The sequence below is a fragment of the Paenibacillus harenae DSM 16969 genome (assembly GCF_000422465.1).
GTDB classification, from domain to species: Bacteria; Bacillota; Bacilli; order Paenibacillales; family Paenibacillaceae; genus Pristimantibacillus; species Pristimantibacillus harenae.
In genome coordinates this window covers 392,706-414,037 of sequence record NZ_KE383844.1, presented here as the reverse complement: position 1 = coordinate 414,037, position 21,332 = coordinate 392,706, and the positions used below count along the sequence as shown (strand labels likewise).

The following is a 21,332-nucleotide window of genomic DNA, read 5'->3' as shown; positions in this document are numbered from 1 at the left end:
GCTGCCGCAGCGCGGTTTACAAATATAGGTCGGTTTGCTACCATAGAAGCAATATTCAAACGCGATGAAGAGAAGAGTAGAGGGACGAAATTTTATACAGAGAGCTCCGGCGGCTGAGAAGGAGCAAAGATCGTTTCTTGAACCAAGCCTCTGAGCAGCACGTTGGAACCTTAGCCGGGGATGGCGTGACGGGAGCTCCCGTTATAGAGCTAGAGTATAAGCATGGAGGATCATGCCGTACTTGAAGAGGTTAATATGGCGACATATTAACGAACCTGGGGTGGTACCGCGAAAATTTCGTCCCCAAGACGCGAAGTCTTGGAGGTGAAATTTTTTTTTTATGGCATAGAAAGCTTGGATGCTTAGTTTTATCACTCAGCTAACAAGGAGGAGCAGGCATGGATAATGAAAAGGATGTTCATTCCGAGCATTTCTTGCACAAACTGATCGGATCGGAGCTTGCGGAAGGAGCATTCGGCAGGAACATGCGCACGCGGTTTCCGCCGGAGCCTAACGGCTATCTGCATATCGGAAGCGCCTACGCGATCCACACGAACCATACGATTGCCAAAACGTTCAACGGCAATTTTCATCTGCGCTTTGACGATACGAATCCGCTTAAAGAGAATATCGAATATGTAAACGCGATTATCGAGGACATCAAGTGGCTCGGTTACGACCCGGGCAGCCATATCTATTACGGCTCGGATTACTCGGATGAAATCTTTAACGCCGCGGTGAAATTGATGAAGATAGGGAAGGCGTACGTATGCGATTTAACGCCCGAGGAAGTAAGCGAATATCGCGGAACGTTGACGGAGCCGGGCAGGAATAGTCCGTACCGGGACCGTTCGGTTGAAGAGAATCTGGAGCTGTTCATGAAGATGAGAAACGGCGGGTTCCCGGCTTCATCCAAGGTCGTTCGCGCGAAAATCGATATGGCCTCCCCGAATATCAATTTACGGGATCCGGTCATCTACCGGATTATCCATGCGGAGCATTACCGGACGGGGAGTAAGTGGTGCATCTATCCGATGTATGATTTTGCTCACCCGATCCAAGACACGATTGAGCGTATCACTTACTCCCTATGCTCCATAGAATTCAAAGACCATCGGCCGCTGTATGAGTGGGTTCTGAATGAGCTCGATATCCCGGAACCGCCGCGGCAAAGAGAGTTTGGACGATTGAACCTGACGGGGGTAGTGACGAGCAAGCGGTTTTTGCGGCAATTGGTGGAGGGCGGTTATGTGGACGGCTGGGACGACCCGCGGCTTCCTACGGTCCGGGGGCTGAGAAGAAGAGGCTTCACGCCGGACAGCATCCGGAGCTTCATTGAGGAAATCGGCGGTATCCGGACCCAAAGCACGGTTCATATCTCGATGCTCGAGCATGCGCTCAGGCAGGATTTGAAGGCGAAGACGAACAGCATCATGTGCGTGCTTAGGCCGCTGAAGGCGGTCATCACCAATTATCCGGAGGCAAGCACGGAGCTGTTGTCCATCGAGAACAATAGCGAGAATGAGTCGCTGGGCCGCCGGGAGGTTCCTTTCTCCCGCGTAATCTATATCGAACGCGAGGATTTTATGGAGGAGCCGCCGAAGGGCTTCCACCGGCTTGCGCCGAACGCGGAGGTGAGGCTGAAGGGGGCGTATTTCATCCGATGCGAGGAAGTGGTCAAGGATCCGGCAACGGGTGAAATCACCGAGCTGCGGTGTACCTATGATCCGGAGACGAAGAGCGGAATCGGGTTTGCGGGCCGTAAGGTGAAGGGAACGATCCACTGGGTATCGGCGGAGCATGCCGTCAAGGCCGATGTCTATCTGTATGACAGGCTGCTGCTTCATGATGAAATACCGACCGAGGAGGGAGCCTGGGAGCAGGTCATTAACCCGGATTCGCTTCAAGTATGGAAGGATTGCAGGGTTGAGCCATCCGTCTTGCATAGGCGTCCGGAGGACAAAATGCAGTTTTTCCGGCATGGCTATTTTTGCGCAGACCCGAAATACACGGCATCCGGCCGGCTCGTATTCAACCGTATCGTCCCGTTAAAGGATACATGGAATAAAAAGTGAACGTAAAACGGCCAGGCGATTACGGATGCGATCAACGAGAAGTACAAGGGTCTCTTCGCGCCGAAGTGATCGTCCGTTCATTACGTTTTCGTGCAGAACCAAAGGTGAAGTTGAAGCAGCATCCCCGGCGCGATATGCGCCTGGGATGCTGTCTGTGCATGCTGGTATCCGCTTATATCGGATGCTATGATGGGGAAGATAGCGCTTTTTATCCTGAAACGAAGGAGCTGCCGCAGCCATGAATAAAGAAGAAAATCCAATCGATATCCTTCATAACCTTGTTCGTTCCTCAAAGACAGTCGACTTATCCGTCCTACTGGAACCGGGAATTCCGAGGTGGCCGTCCCATCCTCCGCTTATGATCGGTCCCGCGGCGACGCACGAGCATGACGGTTACGCGAACCAGCTTCTTACGATTGCCGAGCATACCGGGACACATATCGACGCTCCTTATCATGTTCACGGCGACTTGTCCGGACGAACGATTGAGCATGAACCGCCTGACGCGGTAATCGGAAGATGCGTGGTCGTTGATCTGACCTTCAGAGAGTGGCAGCCGGGCGAGAGGGCGACGATGGCGCATATTCAATCGGTATTGGACGGGACGAATACGACGATTCAAGAAGGGGATATCGTCCTCATTCATTTCGGCTGGATGAAATTTTGGACATCCTCCAGGGAGTGGAGCTACTATGCCGATAATCAGCCGGGGATGACGGAGGACGCGGCTGATTTCTTCATCGAGCGCAAGGTCAGGGCTGTCGGTACGGATACCGCCGCCGTGGGCACGCCGGTGAAAGACGGCGTAGCGGGCACCTGCTACTTCCACCGGAAGGTGTTGAGAAGCATTTATTTAATCGAATGTCTCAATCGGCTCGAGCAGCTGCCGCCCGTCTGCTTTTTTATGGCGATGCCGCTCAAAATCGCGGGCGGAAGCGGTTCGCCGATCCGCGCCATCGCTCTTGTTCCGTGACGTAATACCGGCCGGTAGAGTTCAGCAGTCTTTGCTAAAGCTTCATTCGCCCGTAAGGTACAGCTCTTGTTCAACTTCATCCAGCTGGATATTGACGGGATAATCAATATGCAGTAACATCTTACACATATCAAGAAACAACGCAGAAGAAGGGTAAGTAGGCATGCGAGTATGGACTGCAGAGAGCCGGTGGTTGCTGTGAACCGGTGTCCGGCGTATGATCGAATGGCCTTCGGAGTTGCTTCGCCGAACCATCGTTGGATGCAGTAGGAGAATGCCGGGTTTCCCGCCGTTATCATGGGAACGGTATCGAGATCGCGATTTGGGGTCTCCGCACCGGTTAGAGATGATCGGAACGTCTGCATGCAGTGCGGCGATCGGTTAATTAAGGTGGTACCACGATAACCTCGTCCTTATTGGATGAGGTTTTTTTGCATTTGAAAGGGGGTGATGGCCATGGAGGATGGTTGGTGGCGGCGGTTCAATGTTCAACCAAATAAGCAAATGCTTTCGAAGATATGTTTGCTGCGCAAACATTTGAGGAGGATGTTCAATGATCAAAGAACGGGTATTGACAGGGGACCGGGTGACCGGCAAGCTTCATCTTGGCCATTACGTCGGCAGTCTGAGCAATCGCGTTGCACTGCAGAATAAGTATGAGACCTTCGTGCTGCTTGCGGATGTGCAGGCGTTGACCACCCATTTTGACAAAAAGGAATTAATCCGGCGCCATCTGCGGGACATTACGCTCGATTATTTATCCGTTGGGATCCATCCGGACCGGACTACGATTTTCGTGCAGTCCATGGTGCCGGAGATCGCCGAGCTGACGGTTCTATTCTCGATGTTCGTCACCGTTAATTCGCTGCGGCATAACCCGACGATCAAGGCGGAATCGAAATCGGCCGGCTTGGACGACATGTACTACGGATTTCTCGGCTATCCGGTCAGCCAGACGGCGGATATTGCCTTTTGCAAGGCATCGATCGTGCCGGTGGGGGACGACCAGCTTCCGCATCTGGAGCTGTCCCGCAAAATCGTACGCAGGTTCAATGAGCTGTACCAGCCGATCCTTGTGGAGCCGAAGCCGCTCGTAGGCGATATGCCGCGGCTTGTGGGAACGGACGGAAGCGCGAAGATGAGCAAGAGCCTTGGCAACGCCATCGAGCTCGACTCCACGACGGAGGAGATCGCATTCAAGATACGGAGAGCGAAGACCGACCCTGCGCGCGTGCATAAACAGGATCCGGGCCATCCGGATATATGCCCGATCTACGCTTACCACCGCGCGTTTCGTCCTCAAGAATCGGCTGAGATCCGAGAAGGCTGCGAGCGGGGGAGCTTAGGCTGTTCAGCATGTAAACAGTTAATCACGCAGGCTGTGGAGCAGCTAATTGAACCGATGCGGGAACGGCGGGCCTATTATGCGTCGAGACCGAAGGCGGTCGATGAAATTCTGATGACCGGGACGAATCGGGCCCGTGAAATTGCCCGCGAGACGATGCGGGAGGTACGCGAAGCGATGTGTCTTAACTACTTTGACTGAAAAAAATTCCCGCGCAGCTGGATTGTCATATCTGGAACAATGATACCTCTGCGCGGGAAATAAGGCGTAATGCATCGTACCCTTAAAAAGAATCGGCGGTTGTACGGACGGAGGGGAGAAGAGCGGGCCGTTTTACACAATTAGATCCTATAGTGGATTTTGTCCATGATAGTAGCTCATTTATGACAGGTTCCTAGAGTTATACTGGATTCTGTACAGTGTAATTCGGGTTCCTGTCTTCAAATGGCGCTATATAGAGTTTTTCGCTGGATGAAATACAATATAGCCACGGGGATCGACTAAAACAGCCTCCTATGCTGGATAAAATCCATTATAGCGAGACCGTAGTCATCCCGTCTATGATCGAGATGACATGCGTTCCAATTTGATCATCGCAGCCGATTTGAGAGAGCCGAAGAAAGTGCATGGAATAGTGAAAACAGTCGACCGGGTACAACCGTGATCGGCTGTTTTTATTTACAGGCGCTCCTTCCGTTTATCCCCGCAGCGCCTGCGTAATAGGCGCGGTATCATCCACGTTTAAGGCTGACCTGCGCCGGAAGCGTTGGATTCGAATTAACGAACGCTTTTACTATACTTGCTAGTCTCCAAGTAACAGGAAGAGTGTCGAATAACATGTAGAATGGTGTCGAAAAAACAGTTAAATTGTTATATTTGTTAATACTTGACAGTATATTAATCTAGTATTAAGATATGGCATATGCTTAAAGAAATGGAAGCCCGATGTTCTATTTTCTATCAAAACCTTGTTATGTTTATAGTTTTCAGAATTTTTTGATAATTAAACGATCTATGTCCGATTCGCAAGGGGGATTACATTGAATGAAGAATTATTGAGAATTGAAAATCTGACAACCTCTTTCCGGATTTTAGATGATTATTACGCGGCGGTGGATGACGTTTCGCTGACGGTGAGAAAGAATGAAATTCTAGCGATTGTAGGCGAGTCCGGCTCGGGCAAGAGCGCGCTTGCCTTTTCGATTATGGGCCTGCATACGAGGGCGAGGATCGAGGGGAGTATCTTTTACAAAGGACAAGATATTGCCGCGCTTCCTCCTTCGAAGCTGAACAAGCTGCGCGGGAACGAGCTGGGCATGATCTTCCAGGACCCGTTATCGGCGCTAAATCCGCTCATGGTTGTCGGTTCCCAGATCGAAGAAGTCATTCTCCTCCATCACCCGAAGGTATCGGCCAAAGAAAGAAAACGAAAGGTTATCGACCTGCTTACGAAAGTAGGCATTCCTCGTCCGGAGCATACCTACGAGCTGTTTCCCCATGAATTATCCGGCGGTATGAGGCAGCGGATCGTCATCGCCATCGCGATTGCGAACGAGCCGAAGCTGCTGATTGCCGATGAGCCGACTACGGCTCTTGATGTTACGATACAATTACAAATTCTAGAACTTATTCGACGGTTGAAAAATGACAGCGAGGCAGGCGTTGTGCTGATCACGCATGATTTGGGCGTCGTTGCCGAAATGGCGGACCGCGTGGCGGTCATGTATGCCGGACAGATCGTCGAGATCGCCGATATTTACACCCTGCTGTCCGATGCGCGGCATCCCTATACGAGATCGCTGCTGCAGTCCATACCGTCCGCCGGATCAGCGAAGTCCAGGCTCCATGTCATTCAAGGGATTGTTCCATCCCTGCAAAATCTCCCCCGTCAAGGCTGCCGCTTTCGAACGCGAATTCCCTGGATCGACGAATCGGCGCATGAGGAGCAGCCGGGCATGCATGAGATCGCGCCGGGCCATTTTGTCAGATGCACCTGCTACAAGAGCTTTCGCTTTCCCGATCAGAAGGAGGGGGGTGCCCGTCATGCCATTTCTTGAGGTACAGGATTTGAAGGTCCACTTCCCGGTCCGCGGCGGAATTTTTAACCGGAAGCTCCGGTCGATCAAGGCGGTGGACGGTATCCGGCTGGCGATAGAGCAGGGCCAGACTTACGGTCTTGTCGGCGAATCCGGCTCCGGCAAAACAACGACAGGCCGGGCGATCATCGGTTTAAATCCGATTACGTCAGGGACGGTCCTCTTCGAAGGAAAGCCCATCCTGGGGGGCGGGGTGCGGAGCCGCCCCGGCTTCCGCAGAGACATCCAGATGATTTTTCAAGACCCGTACTCTTCCTTGAATCCCAAGAAGCGCGTTCTCGATATTGTCGCAGAACCGCTGCGCAATTTCGAGAAGCTGTCCGCGCAGGAAGAGAGGCGCCGGGTACAGCAGCTGTTGGAGCAGGTAGGCCTAAGTCCGGAAACGATCCATAAGTACCCTCATGAATTTTCAGGAGGCCAGCGACAGCGGATCGGCATTGCGAGGGCCATCGCGCTGAAGCCGAAGCTGATTATAGCCGATGAGCCGGTCTCTGCGCTTGATGTGTCCGTACAAGCCCAGGTACTGAATTTTCTGAAGGATATCCAGAAGCAGTTAAAGCTTACCTATCTCTTTATTAGTCATGATCTTGGGATTATTAGGCATATGTGTGATCATATAGGAATTATGTACAAAGGAAGATACGTCGAGCAGGGCACAACGGCAGATATTTTTGAGAATCCGCAGCATATTTATACGAAGCGCCTTATAACGGCAATACCGGATATGGATCCTTCGAAGCGGGAGCGGCTGATCAAGTTTCGCGAGGCCGTCAAAGCGGAATATGAACAGGCTTATGAGCAATATTTTGACGAAGAAGGCCTGGCGTATCCGTTAAGACCCGTTTCGAAAACACATCTAGCGGCTTTGCCTGAGAAGGGGTGAGGGCGATGTGGAAAACAACGGCGCGTAGAATGATCATCATGATTCCCCAAATTTTGTTATTAAGCATTCTCGTCTTTCTGCTGGCCAAAGCCATGCCGGGAGATGCGCTTACGGGCTTGCTTGACCCGAGCATCGATCCTGCGGCGCTTGAAGCGCAGAGGGAGAGGCTCGGCCTCAACAATCCCTGGTATGTGCAGTATTGGGATTGGTTCACGAAGGCGCTGCAAGGTGATTTCGGTCAATCCTTCCGCTTTAAAATGCCGGTTGCCGACTTAATCGGCCAGCGGATGATGAACACGGTTTGGCTATCCCTGCTTACGCTTGTGCTCACCTATCTGATCGCGATTCCGCTAGGCATTATAAGCGGCCGCTATCACGACACCTGGGCAGACCGCATGATTACGGGTTATACCTACCTGGGCTTTGCCGCCCCGTTGTTTATTTTCGCATTATTAATGCTGTGGGCGTTCGGCTTTCATTTCGGCTGGTTTCCGACCGAAGGGAGCGTTACGCCGGGCCTTACGCCGGGAACCTGGGAGCATGTCGTCAGCAAATTCTATCATATTCTGCTTCCGGCGCTGTCTATGGCGCTGATTACAACCGTAACGACCGTACAGCTGCTGCGGAGCGAAATCATCGATACGAAGCAGAGAGATTTCATTATAACCGCGAGAGCGAAGGGAGCGTCGGAAGCGCGCGTCTATAACCGGCATATATTACGGAATTCGTTATTGCCGATCGCCGCTTTTTTCGGCTATGAAATTACGGGGTTAATCGGGGGTACGGTGTTTATCGAAAGCATCTTCAGTTATCCGGGGATGGGACAGCTGTTCCTCAGCTCCATTTCTTTGCGGGATTTCAGCGTAGTGACGGCGCTCGTGCTGTTGTACGGCGCAGCTTCCATAATCGGGGCTTTGCTGTCGGATATGATCCTAAGCGCCGTTGATCCTCGTATTCGGATTAAATAAGAACTCGGGACCTTGAGGTGAATCGAATGGGAAATACATATGCGGACCAAACGGCGGCGCAGGATGCGGGCAAAAGTCCGTCAAGCTGGAAGATCCTGTGGCGGGAGATCGTTCGGGATAAGGTAGCTCTTGCATCCTTAATTTTCCTTGGCGCGGTCGTCGTGATCGTCTACGGCGTTTCTCTTGTCTTGGACCAAAAGCAAATTGTCACCGTCGATCTCTTCGCGCTGAATCAGCCGCCTTCCGCCGATTTCTGGCTGGGCACCGATTATGGCGGACGCGACGTGTTCGGCCAGCTTATTATCGGGACTCGAAATTCCCTGTCGATCGGCATTATCGTGACGCTGCTTACCGGGATGATCGGCATTCTGATCGGGCTCGCCTCCGGTTACTTCGGAGGTACGGTAGATAACGTATTTATGCGGTTTGTCGATTTCTTCATGATATTGCCGACCTTAATGGTTGTCATTGCCTTCGTTACGGCAGTGCCGAAATACGGCATCGTATCGTTCTCGCTCATCATGACCGCCTTTCTCTGGATGGGCATCGCCAGATTAATCCGATCCAAAGCGCTGCAGGAAAGAGAGCTGGAGTACGTGCAGGCCTCGCGGACGGTCGGCTCCTCGCATCTGAAAATCATGTTTGGCCAGGTGCTGCCGAATTTAAGCTCCATTATTATCGTCACGATGACCTTGAACTTGGCGGCCAACATCGGCTTGGAATCCGGCCTTTCCTTCCTGGGGTTCGGCTTTCCCGAAAGCACGCCCAGCTTGGGCACGCTCGTCAGCTATGCCAGAAACCCGCAAACGCTGGAGTTTAGATGGTGGATATGGTTACCCGCATCGATACTGATTCTGGTACTGATGCTTTGCATAAACAATGTCGGTCAAGCATTAAAGCGAGCGACAGACGCAAGACAAAGGAAGGGATAAGAGGCACATATTTTGTTAGGAGGAGATCGATTGAAGAAGAAAACAAGGTTAAAAGGGTCTTTATTTGTACCGCTGCTTCTTGTATTTATGATGATGCTAGCCGCCTGCTCATCCAACAACGGGAACGGCAATGCCACGAACAGCCCGTCGCCGACAGAGGGGGAGAGCAGTCCGGCGCCTACCGAGAGCGCCAAGCCCGCTGAAGACGGCCTCTATTCGATTGAAGATTTCAGCAACGTGAAGAAAAATGAAGGCGAACCGATTAAAGGGGGCTCGATCACGTTCGGGCTCGTGTCCGATACGCCGTTCGAGGGAACGCTGAACTGGAACTTCTACTCCGGCGATCCGGACTCGCAGGTGCTCGGGTGGTTTGACGAAGGGCTGCTGACATGGGATAAGAGCTACGTATATACGAATGACGGCGCAGCCACGTATGAAGTGTCGGAGGACGGACGCACGTTCACCTTCACCATTAAAGACAATGTCAATTGGCATGACGGCAAGCCGGTAACCGCCGAGGATTGGCTGTTCGCCCATGAGGTCATCGGCGATCCGAAATATGACGGTCCCCGTTACGACTCCAACTTCACCAATATCGTCGGGATGACGGAATACCATGAAGGCAAAGCGGATACGATTTCCGGGATCGAAGTACTGAACGAGAAACAGTTGAAAATCACGTATATTCAATCCACGCCTTCTTTGTTAACCGGCGGCGTATGGAGCTACCCGCTCGCGAAGCATATTTTCGGCAATATGCCCGTCGACAAAATCTCCTCCTCGCCTGAGGTGCGCGAGAAGCCGATTGGCTTCGGACCGTTCAAGGTCGAAAGCATCGTACCGGGCGAATCGGTCGTGTATACCAAAAATACGGATTATTGGCGCGGCGAGCCCGCCCTTGATCAAGTGGTCCTTAAGGTCATTAATCCAACCACGGTCATTCAGCAGCTGGAGAGCGGAAGCGTCGATCTCGTCGATTCCTTCCCGGTCGACCAGTTCCCGGACAATGCGGATATGTCGAACGTAGAGTTTCTGGGCGCAATCGACCGCGCCTATACGTATATCGGCTTTAAGCTGGGCAAATGGGATGCGGAGGCCGGAAAAGTCGCGCCGGATGAAAAGGCGAAAATGGCCGATATCAATCTGCGGAAAGCGATGTGGCATGCCGTAGACAATGATCAGGTCGGCAAACGGTTCTATCATGGTCTGCGCTGGAACGCAACGACGCTTATTCCGCCGTCTCATCCGGAGTATCACGATTCCGCCAATCCGGGCCTTAAATACGATCCGGAAGCGGCGAAGAAAATATTGGACGACGCCGGATACAAACTGAGCGGCGACTACCGTACCAACCCGGACGGAAGCGAGCTTGTCATTAACTTTATCTCGATGACCGGGGGCGATATCGCAGAGCCTCTAGCCCGGTACTATGTGCAATCGTGGCAAGCGATCGGATTAAACGTTCAGCTGGAGATGGTCGAATTCAATACGTTCTACGACCGGGTCGGCGCGAACGGCGAAGACGATCCGAAGGTAGACGTGTATCAGGGCGCATGGGGAGTAGGCATCGACGTTGACCCGGCAGGATTGTACGGTCGCGACGCCATCTACAACTTCCCGCGGTATGCGAGCGAAGAGCAGGATAAATTGCTTGCGGCAGGCGTTTCTCAGGAAGCGTTCGACGTGAAGGTTCGCCAGGACATTTATAAGGAATGGCAGCAGCTGATGGTCGAAGAGATTCCCGTATTCCCGACTCTTTACCGCGCCGCACTCGTTCCTGTGAATAAGCGGATTCTCAACTATGCGATTGGCGATGGAACGGGCATCTATCTCCACCAGCTGGCCGTATCGCAGGATAAACCTTTTGTAGCGGAATAATAATCATCGGCCAAGGGAGCCGTTCCGGAAGTAGATTCGTCTACCTTCTGAGCGGCTCCTTTTAATTGCAAGTGCTTAAACAGTACGAAAACGTATTGTTAGTTATATAGGTTAAACAAATGATTCACATCAGCAGCTATCGCTGCGGGAGTAAAATCATTCTTACGATCGCTGTTGCAGCCGAATGGTTCGAAAAGGTCAGTCCTGCGATTCTTTCGATCAACTTATATAGTGTCAAAAACTGAAATTATTATTGACTTCAACTTTAATCGAATAGTTTCAAATTTGGAAACTAAGGCGGCCCAATACATTCGATTTGGCGATATAGCTAGCATTAAACGCGGTCGCTTATCTTTATATGAGTACGGTGACTGGAAGTTTTTCTCAAAAAATGTGAATCTATCAACGCAGTATTTCGTAGAAATAGAGGGTCATGTCGATTGCCGATTGCAAACTATTGCGGCAATCCATGCCCGTTCATGAACGCCTAATAGGGAGTGAAGGGAGATGGAGAGAGCGTTATAATCGCTTAAGAACGGAAAATAAAAACCGGAAATGGAGTGAACGTTACATTGAATTTGCTGACGCATATGAGAAAACCGTCTCTATGGATGAAAACCTTCACAGCCGCTTTATTGACCTTATTCATGCTTACTTCTACGATACAGGCCGCCTCTGCCGCAGCCGACGGCAGTACAGGGCAGCCGACTGAGCTAAACGCGGAGAATGCCGCCGCCTTTTTGGAAGAATTTTTTGCATCGGAGTCCGCCAAGCCGCAGTACACAGGAGCGTCCGTCGTCATCGTGAAGGATGGACAAGTCGTCGCTCAGAAAGGCTACGGCTATGCGGATCAAGCGAAGGAAACGGCTGTCGATCCGGCATCTACGGTGTTCCGGATCGCCTCGGTATCGAAGACCTTTACGGCGGTTGCGATTATGCAGCTTGTCGAGCAGGGCAAAATAAGCCTGCAGGACGACTTCCGCAAGTACGTCGCGAATCTCAGCTTTGACAATCCGTTCGACAAGCCGGTTACGATTGAGCATTTGCTGACGCATACGACCGGGTTCGAGATTCGTGACCCGCAGGCAGGTGACATTCACAACGATTTGGATAAAGTCGTCGAAATCGAAGATTATGTCCGCGCAAATATGCCTCCGGTTGTCCGGGAGCCTGGCAGCTCGTACATGTATGACAATTTCGGCTCCCTGCTGCTTGGCCTCATTGTGCAAGAGGTAAGCGGCATGCCATATAAGACTTATATGGAAAGCAAGGTGTTCCAGCCGTTAGGCATGGGTAACAGCGGGTTTCTGCTGGAGGGAGCGCTGAAGGACAATCTGGCTGTCGGTTACGATGCGGCGGGTCAGCCGATAGACCTGTATACCCTCACGCCTACGGTCATGCCGCACGGAGGCATGCTGTCAACGGCGGAAGATATCGGCAAATTTATGATTGCCTTCCTTAATGGCGGGGCTGCAGGCGCGAACCGGTTGTTATCGGAGAACGCGGTAGGGCAGATGGAGCAGTACCGTTCGTCTATTCACCCGCTGCTGCCCGATACGACCTATGGCTTCGAAGCGCCATTCCAGCTGCCGGGAGCGGGAAGCAGCTCCCGCATTATTACCAAAGGCGGCGATCTGCCCGGCTTCAGTTCTTATTTATTCCTTATTCCGGAGCAGAACACGGGCGTATTCCTTACTTATAATAAAACGAGCGTGCTGCGCAATTTATTTTATCCGCAATTTATCGAGAAGTTCTTCCCGCAATACGCTGCGCCGGCAGCGCTTGAGCCCTTCGAGCCGCAATCGGCCGGGGAGCTGGGCAAGTTTGACGGCTATTATGCCGATCTTCGGCTCAGCAGCTTGGTTTCCTCGCTGAATAAGGAAGATGCAGGCGGACTCGTCATCTCGGATGCGTATATCGGCCCGCGCCCGCTGCAGCAGGTGGATGAGAATTTATTCGTCGATCAGCTGAGCAAACAATTCACGGCGTTTAAGCTGGACGGGAACGGTAACGTTCTATATATGAAGGAACCGTATCTTAATCCGTTTAGTTACGCGGAGAAGGGCGTTCAGCCTGCGGGCTTCGCGGACGTGAATGCGAGTCACCCTTATGGCAAATACATCCTTGCGCTTCAATCGCTCGGCTATTATCCGAATGACGCGACAGAGGAATTTATGCCGGAGCAGCCTCTGACCAGAGGGGAGTTTGTGCAGGATATGCTCGTTATGAGCAACTTGAAAGGAAGCTCGTCGACGGAGCTTGCTTTTGCCGATCTCGAGGGACATCCTGCCGCTGCATTCATTCAGATGGCACACGAGCTGGGAATGGTGAAGGGCGGCAGCTCAGGACTGTTCGAGCCGGATCGCGTCATTACGCGGCAAGAGGCTGCCGTCATGCTGTGGCGCCTATACAGCCTGCAGTATTCGCCGGAGCTATTTAGCGGCGTTAAGCTTGGCGGAGATACCAGCGCTTGGGCGGTCCAAGCGGTGCAAATGATGGTCGCTCTCGGCATCCACGGACCGGAGGTCCAAGCTGACAGCGGCGGCGCCGTCGATTTCCTTTCCAAACAGGCGCTGAGCCGTCAGGAGGAAGCCGCTATCGCGTATTCGCTGTTTACACAACCGACGGACCAGATCGTCGCCGAGCTTATGAAGCAGCAGACTGGCGAAGCGGCAGAAGCAGCAGAAGGTACAGAAGGTGCAGAAGGTGTGGAAGAACAAGAAGCAGAGGCTGCAGAAGCTTCAGAAGCGATGTAAGAATGATTTTGCTCTCGCAGCGGTAGCAGCGGATGATACATGCGAAACGATGGCGGCAAGCAAAAGAACGCGGACAGGGGATTAAGTTCCCGTCCGCGTTCGAGCAGCTGCTATTCTGATTTGAAGCGATTGCTTCATAAAGGTTTGCTTCGTCTTTTCTTTCTGAAGGGGCTGGGGCTGATCGAAGAATTGATCGTCTTGCATCAGTTCGATTAACGCCTGACTGACCGCTTCGGCGGCAAGCGTTTCATTCTCGAGTAAATAATAAGCCACTTGATAACCGTAAACCTCATATTGCTTAAGAATGTCTGCTTTTCTTTGCAGCTCTTGTCTCTTTACCGTTGTTAACTTCACCGCGCATCTTCACCTCGGCTATCTGCGAGCATCATTCGGATGAGTTAACTATACAGCAGGACTCTGCGTCCCCATAGTACCAAGTTTCTATGGTACCTTGGAGCGCCAATCGGTCAGGCCTCTGTCTTCAGGGGCCTGTTTTTTGTTGACTCGGGAATCTCGAGGGTGTCCAGAACGTGCTCGATGAGTTAATATAGGAGAAGCGATAATTAAACGTAAGGATACGGTGACACATGAGAATTGGTTTTTTCGACTCGGGGATCGGCGGTCTTACCGTTCTGGCGGAAGCGCTCCGAATGATGCCTGATAATGACTTTCTATATATGGCGGACAGGCTCCACGTTCCGTACGGCACGAAGCCGCACGATGAGGTGAAGTCGTTTATTTTCGAAACCGTCGGGATGATGATGAAGGAAGGAATCGACGCGCTGGTCGTGGCGTGCAATACGGCGACATCGATCGCGATCAACGAGCTGAGGGAGGCGTACTCCCTCCCGATCGTCGGAATGGAGCCGGCGGTGAAGCCGGCGGTGGAAATGATCCGCGCAACGGGCAAAAGAGTGCTCGTATTCGCTACGCCGCTGACGCTTCTGCTGCCCAAATATTACGCGCTCGTCTCCCGCGTGGACGAGCAAGGAATGGTGGACTCTCTTCCGCTGCCGGAGCTTGTTCATTATTGCGAATCGCTGCAGTTCGACCGCAAGGTCATGGGCGATTACTTCCTCTCGAAGCTGTCCGGCTACAACTTGAACGAATACGGCATTATCGTGCTCGGCTGCACGCATTATCCGTTCTATAAAGATATTCTCCGGGAGGTCTTGCCGCCGCATATCGAGATTGTCGACGGCAATCTGGGCACGGTGAAGAGACTGTCCGCGTTAATCAGCCGTTACGGCGTTCCGGGCGGCGCGGGAAGCGGGAGCGTGAAGCTTATGTGCACCGGCGGCGACCCGGCCTACATCGACAAGATGCAGACCGCGCTCGCTCTGTTGCAAAGTAAAATGTAACCTGCCTGAGATGCAGCTGGGATTGCTGCTGCGCGAAGGCGTCCGCCGCCGCGGCCAGATAGCACGCGAGCCCCGTCTGCCGCCCTTCGAGCATGTGCAGAGGGAAGTCATCGCCGAGAAAAAAAGCTCGTCCGCGCCGCAAAATCAGAAGCTGTTACTTAATGCCCGTGCTCGTTCATAAAGTGGATGTGGTCGCGGATCAGCTTGGGGAGAGTCAAGCTTCTGCGACGAAAAAAATAAGGATTGACGCTCCTCCAACAAGAGGCTGTAGCCTGTGGTTAATAGAAGTAGATGTTTAAAAGAAAAAGAGGACTGTCGGATGCAGTCCTCTTTAATCGTGAAATCGTATGCTAGAAGATTCCAAACACTTTTTTGCAAACATTTTTGCGATTTGGATTAACGACATCATCCGTCCCAATTCTATTGAGCTTTGCAAACAAAGCCTCCATGCCGTTCTTCAACTTAAACTCCATTTCCTCCCGGTAGATCGGAACAAGCGTGAAGAAGTGCACGGACTTTTCGCCGATTTCTAAATTAAAAAATGCCTGCTTATCCTCCACATCCGGAAGCGAAAGCAGCATGGCTTGAAACTTCACGTCTTCACTGTACGGTTTTGTAGTTCCCCCGTTCGCAAGGGTATGACCTAAATACAGCCAGGTATTATGCTCATGCGGAAATCTTGCCAAAGTTTTTAGCTCGCGAATCGGCCAATAATTTCTCTCATCCTCAAAAGCCTCATCTGAAATTTTCCACGTTGGAGGAAGGCAGATCATAAGCTCGGCAAAACGGTAATCTTCAGCACCTTCCGGGACATTCATAGGCAATTTGCTCATGCCATATGTTACCAGTGTATAATGATTCCGTTTTAAAGTGGGTGCCGCCACTATAATATCGATCGATAAGCTGTCCGGAACCAGTTCACGGTAAACCCCTGCAATAGGACCCATATATTTTTCTACATGGTTATAAACTTTTTCGAAATGATCTTCTGAATGAACCATTATACCGCCTCCACAAACCTAATTTTGACTACGTGGAATTCGACAAAATTTTCCGTTTTCCTTCCTTTTACCGGAAATTTTGTATATCCAAAGTCCATAGGTCTTTCGGATTACGGCGGCAGCGTATGTTGATTCTGCTGCTGAAAACGCAATGTACGTGTAGAGGCGGTCTATAATAATTCTATTGGAGTTAAGTGAAAAGACGGACGCGTAAGGCAGCTAACAGGCAGAAAGTCGGTGGGAGGGAGACTGGCAAGCTTGAGACGACGACTAGGCGGATAAGTGAGTTCATGGCGAATGGAAGCGTTCGAGAGGGGACTAGCCCGCAGAAAAGCTAGGTTTGGTCGAACGCGTAAGATGGTGGACTACCGCTTGTAGAGCCGCCGGAAGGCTGTAACAGCCCTTCCGGCCCGCCCCTAGCCGGCGTCGATATCGCCAAGCTCGAGAATAACCGGGCAATGATCGCTGCCCAAAATCTCGGTATCGATGCGGGCATCCGTTAACAACGGGCGAAGCCGCTCGGAAGCGAGGAAGTAGTCGATGCGCCACCCCACGTTCCTCTCGCGAACCTTCGGCATGAAGGACCACCAGGAATAGACATCCGTCCGGTCAGGGTAGAAATGGCGGAACGTATCGACGAAGCCCGCGCCGAGCAGCTCGGTCATTTTGCCGCGCTCTTCCAGCGTGAAGCCGGAGTTGCCCATATTCGGCTTTGGATGCTTCAGGTCGATCTCCTGATGCGCCACGTTCAAATCGCCGCACACGATGACGGGCTTAACGGCATCCAGCCCGAGAAGGTAGCTGCGGAACCGGTCCTCCCACTCCAAGCGGTAATCCAAACGCGACAGATCGCGCTTCGCATTCGGCGTATAGACGGTGACCAGGTAGAAGCGTTCAAACTCCAGCGTAATAATCCGGCCTTCCGGCTCCGAATCCTCCTCCAAACCATACCGCACGGAAAGAGGCTCCATTTTCGTAAAAACGGCCGTTCCCGAGTATCCCTTCTTCTGCGCGTAATTCCAATACTGCCAATAGCCGTCGCCCAGCGCCAGATCGATCTGGCCTTCCTGCAGCTTCGATTCTTGAATGCAGAATATATCCGCGTCCATTCCCTTAAAATAATCTATAAAGCCTTTTGTCACGCATGCTCGTATACCGTTCACATTCCAGGATACCAGTTTCATAGGTTGCAATCTCCTTGGTTATTTCTATCATTTTTTAATGATAGTTTATCATATTTAGCGAGAAGACACTTTCCTCTATAATCTCGGAATTGAATGATTTATTTTACAACCGCAAACCGAACATATGTGCTATAATGCGGATATGTTTTGCCCGGGAAGGAAGCGTGTCGCATGACTCGAAACATGGCAGAAGCTCTACCGTTACATATGGTTCGACGGCAACCGCCGATTCGAATAGAGTAGCTATACTTATACATCTTTAATTAAAAGGAGACGCATATGAGCAAGAAAAAAGGTTTTAAATCCATCGGTCATTACTATGCGATGCTGAGCCGGTATTTGCTTCCGCAGAAGAAGGCGCTGATCGGGCTGGCGATCCTGCTTTTTACGACGATTGCCCTGCAGCTCGTGAACCCGCAAATCATCCGTTATTTCATCGATACGGCGCAATCGGACAAATCGCTAGAACCGTTGTATTACGCGGCTGCGCTGTTTATCGGCTTCTCGCTTATCCAGCAGCTCGTATCCGTCATAGCAACCTATGCCGGCGAGAATCTCGCATGGCGCACGACGAACCGGCTGCGCGGCGATCTGGCCGAGCACTGCTTGAAGCTGGATATGTCGTTTCATAAATCGAACACCTCGGGCTCGATCATCGAGCGCGTGGACGGCGACGTGAATGCGCTTGCCAACTTTTTCTCCAGTTTTATTATCCATTTGGCGGGCAATTTGCTGCTTATGATCGGGATCATCGTGTTATTGTTTCGCGAGAATGTTCTGATCGGGGCGGGCATGCTGCTGTTCGTTGCCTTCGCGGTGTATGTCATCCAATGGATCCGCAAATTCGCGGTGCCGGTATGGGCCAAGTGGCGGCAAATCAACGCCGAGTTCTACGGATTTGTCGGAGAGCATCTGGAGGGGACGGAGGATACGCGCGCGAACGGGGCGACCGGCTTTGTCATGAACCGGTTCTATTCGTTAATGCGCCGCATGCTGCCGCTTCGGAGAAGCGCGTTCCTCGGCTTCTCGTCGATGTGGATCACGACGATCATCGTATTTGCGCTGGGCAATGCCATGGCTTTCGCCATCAGCGCTTATCTGTGGAAGGCGGGCAGCATTTCCATCGGAACGGTTTATTTGATTCTTCTATTATACGGAACTCCTCGCGAAGCCGATCGAGAAGATCCGCACGCAAATCGAGGATTTGCAGAAGGCGGACGCCAGTCTGCTCCGCATTCGGGATCTGCTTGCGACGCGTCCGCGGATTGAAGACGGACCCGGGGCGGAGCTGCCGGCAGGACCATTGTCCGTGGAACTGGACGGCATAACGTTCGGTTACGACGATCAACCGACGCTTAAGGAGCTCCACCTGCGCTTAAAGCCGGGCGAGGTGCTCGGCCTGCTCGGCAGAACGGGCAGCGGCAAAACGACGCTGGCCCGTCTGCTTCTCCGCTTCTACGATCCGCAACAGGGCTGCATTCGGCTCGCCGGAACGGACATTCGCGAGTGCAAGCTGGCGGAGCTTCGCTCGAAGGCGGCGCTCGTCACGCAAAATATCGAGATTCTGCAAGGAAGCGTAAGGGATAACTTGACCTTCTATGACGACCGCATTACGGATGAAGCGATCATCGGCGTTCTGCGCGAGCTTGGGCTGCGCGGCTGGTACGAGTCGCTGCCGGAAGGCCTTGATACGCCGCTGGCATCCGGAGGCGGGAGCCTCTCCGCCGGTGAGGCGCAGCTGCTTGCCTTCGCCCGCGTATTCCTCACCGATCCGGGCGTTGTCGTTTTGGACGAAGCGTCGTCGCGCCTTGATCCGCTTACGGAACATCGGCTGGAGCAGGCTGTCGACAAGCTGCTGACGAACCGCACCTGTATCATTATCGCGCACCGGCTTACGACCGTTCAGCGGGCGGATCAGATCGTTATTATGGAGCAGGGCCGCATCGTAGAGGCCGGTCCGCGGACGAAGCTGGCTTCCGATCCGGAATCGCGCTTCAGCCGCATGCTCGCGGCAGGTCTTGAGGAGGTGACCGTATGACTACGTTTACGTATATGTGGCGGCTGATCTGTTATCGCCGGGGCTGGTATATCGCCAATGCGCTGATGTGGACGATTATTTATTTAATGCCGATTTTTCCCGGACTGATTACAAAAGCGTTTTTTGATTCCTTGACGATCGACTCGGCAGTCGGCTACGGAACCTGGGGGCTTATCGCCTTGCTGCTCGCCGCCGCGCTTGCCCGAAGCGCTATGGTGCTGATTGGATTCATAACCGATGTGAATTTCCGGTTCCGCATGGGCATGGTGCTGCGCCGGAATTTGCTGGAGCATATCTTGAAGGAGCCGGGCGCGCGGGCGATTCCGTGCTCACCGGGCGAGGCGATCAGCCATTTCCGGGATGACGTGGATCAATCGGAGGAGGCGGTGAGCTGGTCCGTCGACGTGTTCGGCATGACCTGCTTCGCCGCGGTTTCCTGCTTTATTCTAATTCGCATCGATGCCCAAATGACGATGCTTGTGTTTCTGCCGCTTGTCATCGTCGTCTTGGCGGCGCAGCTGGCGACAACCCGGCTGCAGAAATACCGCGCGGACAGCCGCGAGTCAACGGCCAAGGTAACCGGCGCGATCAGCGAAATGTTCGGCAGCGTGCAGGCGATTCAAGTGGCCGGCGCGGAGAAGCGCGTCATCGACCGCTTCAGGAAGCTGAACGACGACCGCCGCAAGACCATGCTGAAGGATAAATTGATGACCGAAGCGCTGGACTCGATTTTCTCCAACTCCGTCAACCTCGGCACGGGATTGATTCTCTTGCTCGCCGGGCAGAAAATGCGCGGCGGCGAATTTACGGTCGGCGACTTCTCCTTGTTCGTCTATTACTTAACGTTCGTGACGCAGTTCATCTCGAACTTCGGAAGGTTTCTGACTTATTTCAAGCAGATGGCGGTCGCGCTTCTCCGTCTGACCGGCATTCTGCAAGGCGCACCCGCCGATGTGCTGACGGCGCCGAATTCCTTGCATCTGCAAGATGAGGGAATGATTTCAACCGCGGCGAAACTGTCTGCCGGAGAGAAGCTGGAACGGCTAGAAGCGAGCGGGCTTACCTATCGATATCCCGAGACGGGAAGAGGGATAGCTGATATCGACCTGGAACTGAAGCGCGGGACATTCACCGTCATTACGGGACCGATCGGCTCCGGTAAAACGACGCTTGTCCGAACCCTGCTCGGCTTATTGCCGCAGGACGGCGGCACCGTCCGTTGGAACGGGCAAGAAGTGAAGGAGCCGGGCGATTTCTTCATCCCGCCCAGAAGCGCGTACACCGCCCAGGTGCCGAGGCTTTACAGCGATACGCTGCGCGAGAATATTTTGCTCGGCCATCCGGATAAGTCCGGTCAGCTGGTGAGGGCGCTGCATACGGCGGTGCTGGAGGACGACCTCGGTCATTTACAGGACGGTCTCGATACCGTTATCGGCCCTCGCGGCGTCAAGCTGTCCGGCGGTCAGGCGCAGCGCACGGCAGCGGCCCGCATGCTGGTACGCGACAGCGAGCTGTACGTGTTCGACGATCTGTCCAGCGCGCTCGACGTCGAGACGGAGCAGAAGCTGTGGTCCCGCCTGTTCCGCGAACGCGGCGACGCGACATGCCTTGTCGTCTCGCATCGGAAGACCGCCCTGGCGCAGGCCGACCACATCATTGTAATGAAGGACGGCAGAATCGAGGCGGAAGGCACGGCCGAGGAGCTGCTTGCCGGGAACGAGTCGTTCCGCAGGCTGTGGCATGGCGATGAAAGCAGCTCATAGACTTTACCGCCGAACGGTACGAAAATGCAGCTGACGGTTCACGCGAAGCGACGGCAGCTCAAAGCTGGCTCTGTTAACC

General features: G+C 52.9%; 14 protein-coding genes, 1 pseudogene and 2 other annotated features. Of the genes and pseudogenes, 12 read left to right on the top strand and 3 right to left on the bottom strand.

Annotated features, from left to right (window positions below):
• Positions 1–55: 55 nt before the first annotated feature.
• Positions 56–308, top strand: a binding site (T-box leader).
• Positions 309–398: 90 nt separating this feature from the next.
• From H581_RS0125910 to H581_RS35420, 9 genes are all read left to right on the top strand, one after another.
• Positions 399–2,075 (top strand): glutamine--tRNA ligase/YqeY domain fusion protein, encoded by a 1,677-nt coding sequence (locus H581_RS0125910; protein ID WP_028612533.1) that lies wholly within the window; start codon positions 399–401, stop codon positions 2,073–2,075.
• A gap of 238 nt (positions 2,076–2,313) precedes the next feature.
• The gene (locus H581_RS0125900) at positions 2,314–3,048 is read left to right on the top strand and encodes a cyclase family protein (protein WP_028612532.1); all 735 of its coding nucleotides are present in this window, start codon (positions 2,314–2,316) and stop codon (positions 3,046–3,048) included.
• A gap of 134 nt (positions 3,049–3,182) precedes the next feature.
• Positions 3,183–3,466: a binding site (T-box leader), on the top strand.
• Positions 3,467–3,601: 135 nt separating this feature from the next.
• On the top strand, positions 3,602–4,594 hold the full coding sequence (trpS, locus tag H581_RS0125895) for a tryptophan--tRNA ligase (protein ID WP_036720086.1): 993 nt from the start codon (positions 3,602–3,604) through the stop codon (positions 4,592–4,594).
• An 839-nt stretch (positions 4,595–5,433) separates the two neighbouring features.
• A complete protein-coding gene (locus H581_RS0125890) occupies positions 5,434–6,450 on the top strand; it encodes an ABC transporter ATP-binding protein (RefSeq protein WP_028612530.1) in 1,017 nt (338 codons plus the stop codon).
• Entirely contained in the window at positions 6,437–7,372 is a 936-nt protein-coding gene (locus H581_RS0125885) for an ABC transporter ATP-binding protein (protein WP_028612529.1), read from the top strand. The genes H581_RS0125890 and H581_RS0125885 overlap by 14 nt, the downstream gene beginning before the upstream one ends.
• A 5-nt stretch (positions 7,373–7,377) precedes the next feature.
• The gene (gene opp4B, locus H581_RS0125880; RefSeq protein WP_028612528.1) at positions 7,378–8,340 is read left to right on the top strand and encodes an oligopeptide ABC transporter permease; all 963 of its coding nucleotides are present in this window, start codon (positions 7,378–7,380) and stop codon (positions 8,338–8,340) included.
• A gap of 26 nt (positions 8,341–8,366) precedes the next feature.
• Positions 8,367–9,272 carry an ABC transporter permease gene (locus H581_RS0125875; protein WP_028612527.1) on the top strand — a complete coding sequence of 302 codons (906 nt, stop codon included), beginning with the start codon at positions 8,367–8,369 and terminating at the stop codon, positions 9,270–9,272.
• An 87-nt stretch (positions 9,273–9,359) separates the two neighbouring features.
• A complete protein-coding gene (locus H581_RS0125870; protein WP_051251421.1) occupies positions 9,360–11,150 on the top strand; it encodes an oligopeptide ABC transporter substrate-binding protein in 1,791 nt (596 codons plus the stop codon).
• 572 nt (positions 11,151–11,722) lie between these two features.
• Positions 11,723–13,906 (top strand): serine hydrolase domain-containing protein, encoded by a 2,184-nt coding sequence (locus tag H581_RS35420; RefSeq protein ID WP_245600154.1) that lies wholly within the window; start codon positions 11,723–11,725, stop codon positions 13,904–13,906.
• Between the two features lie 81 nt (positions 13,907–13,987).
• On the opposite strand, the gene H581_RS0125860 is transcribed toward H581_RS35420, so the two are convergent.
• Positions 13,988–14,260: a hypothetical protein gene (locus tag H581_RS0125860; protein ID WP_028612525.1), complete on the bottom strand. Its 273-nt coding sequence runs from the start codon at positions 14,258–14,260 to the stop codon at positions 13,988–13,990.
• A gap of 233 nt (positions 14,261–14,493) precedes the next feature.
• Here H581_RS0125860 and murI point away from each other — a divergent pair, with 233 nt between their 5' ends.
• Complete coding sequence (gene murI, locus H581_RS0125855; RefSeq protein ID WP_028612524.1) at positions 14,494–15,267, top strand: glutamate racemase; 774 nt, start codon at positions 14,494–14,496, stop codon at positions 15,265–15,267.
• Positions 15,268–15,617: 350 nt separating this feature from the next.
• On the opposite strand, the gene H581_RS0125845 is transcribed toward murI, so the two are convergent.
• Positions 15,618–16,268, bottom strand: coding sequence for a suppressor of fused domain protein (locus H581_RS0125845; RefSeq protein WP_028612523.1), 651 nt, complete (start codon positions 16,266–16,268; stop codon positions 15,618–15,620).
• 416 nt (positions 16,269–16,684) lie between these two features.
• A complete protein-coding gene (locus tag H581_RS0125840) occupies positions 16,685–17,452 on the bottom strand; it encodes an exodeoxyribonuclease III (RefSeq protein WP_028612522.1) in 768 nt (255 codons plus the stop codon).
• Positions 17,453–17,731: 279 nt separating this feature from the next.
• On the opposite strand from H581_RS0125840, the pseudogene H581_RS35415 reads away from it, so the two are divergent.
• Together H581_RS35415 and H581_RS0125830 are read left to right on the top strand one after the other, a co-directional pair.
• A pseudogene (locus H581_RS35415) lies at positions 17,732–19,490 on the top strand (ABC transporter ATP-binding protein).
• Positions 19,487–21,253 carry an ABC transporter ATP-binding protein gene (locus H581_RS0125830; RefSeq protein ID WP_028612521.1) on the top strand — a complete coding sequence of 589 codons (1,767 nt, stop codon included), beginning with the start codon at positions 19,487–19,489 and terminating at the stop codon, positions 21,251–21,253. The pseudogene H581_RS35415 and the gene H581_RS0125830 overlap by 4 nt, the downstream one beginning before the upstream one ends.
• Positions 21,254–21,332: the final 79 nt, after the last annotated feature.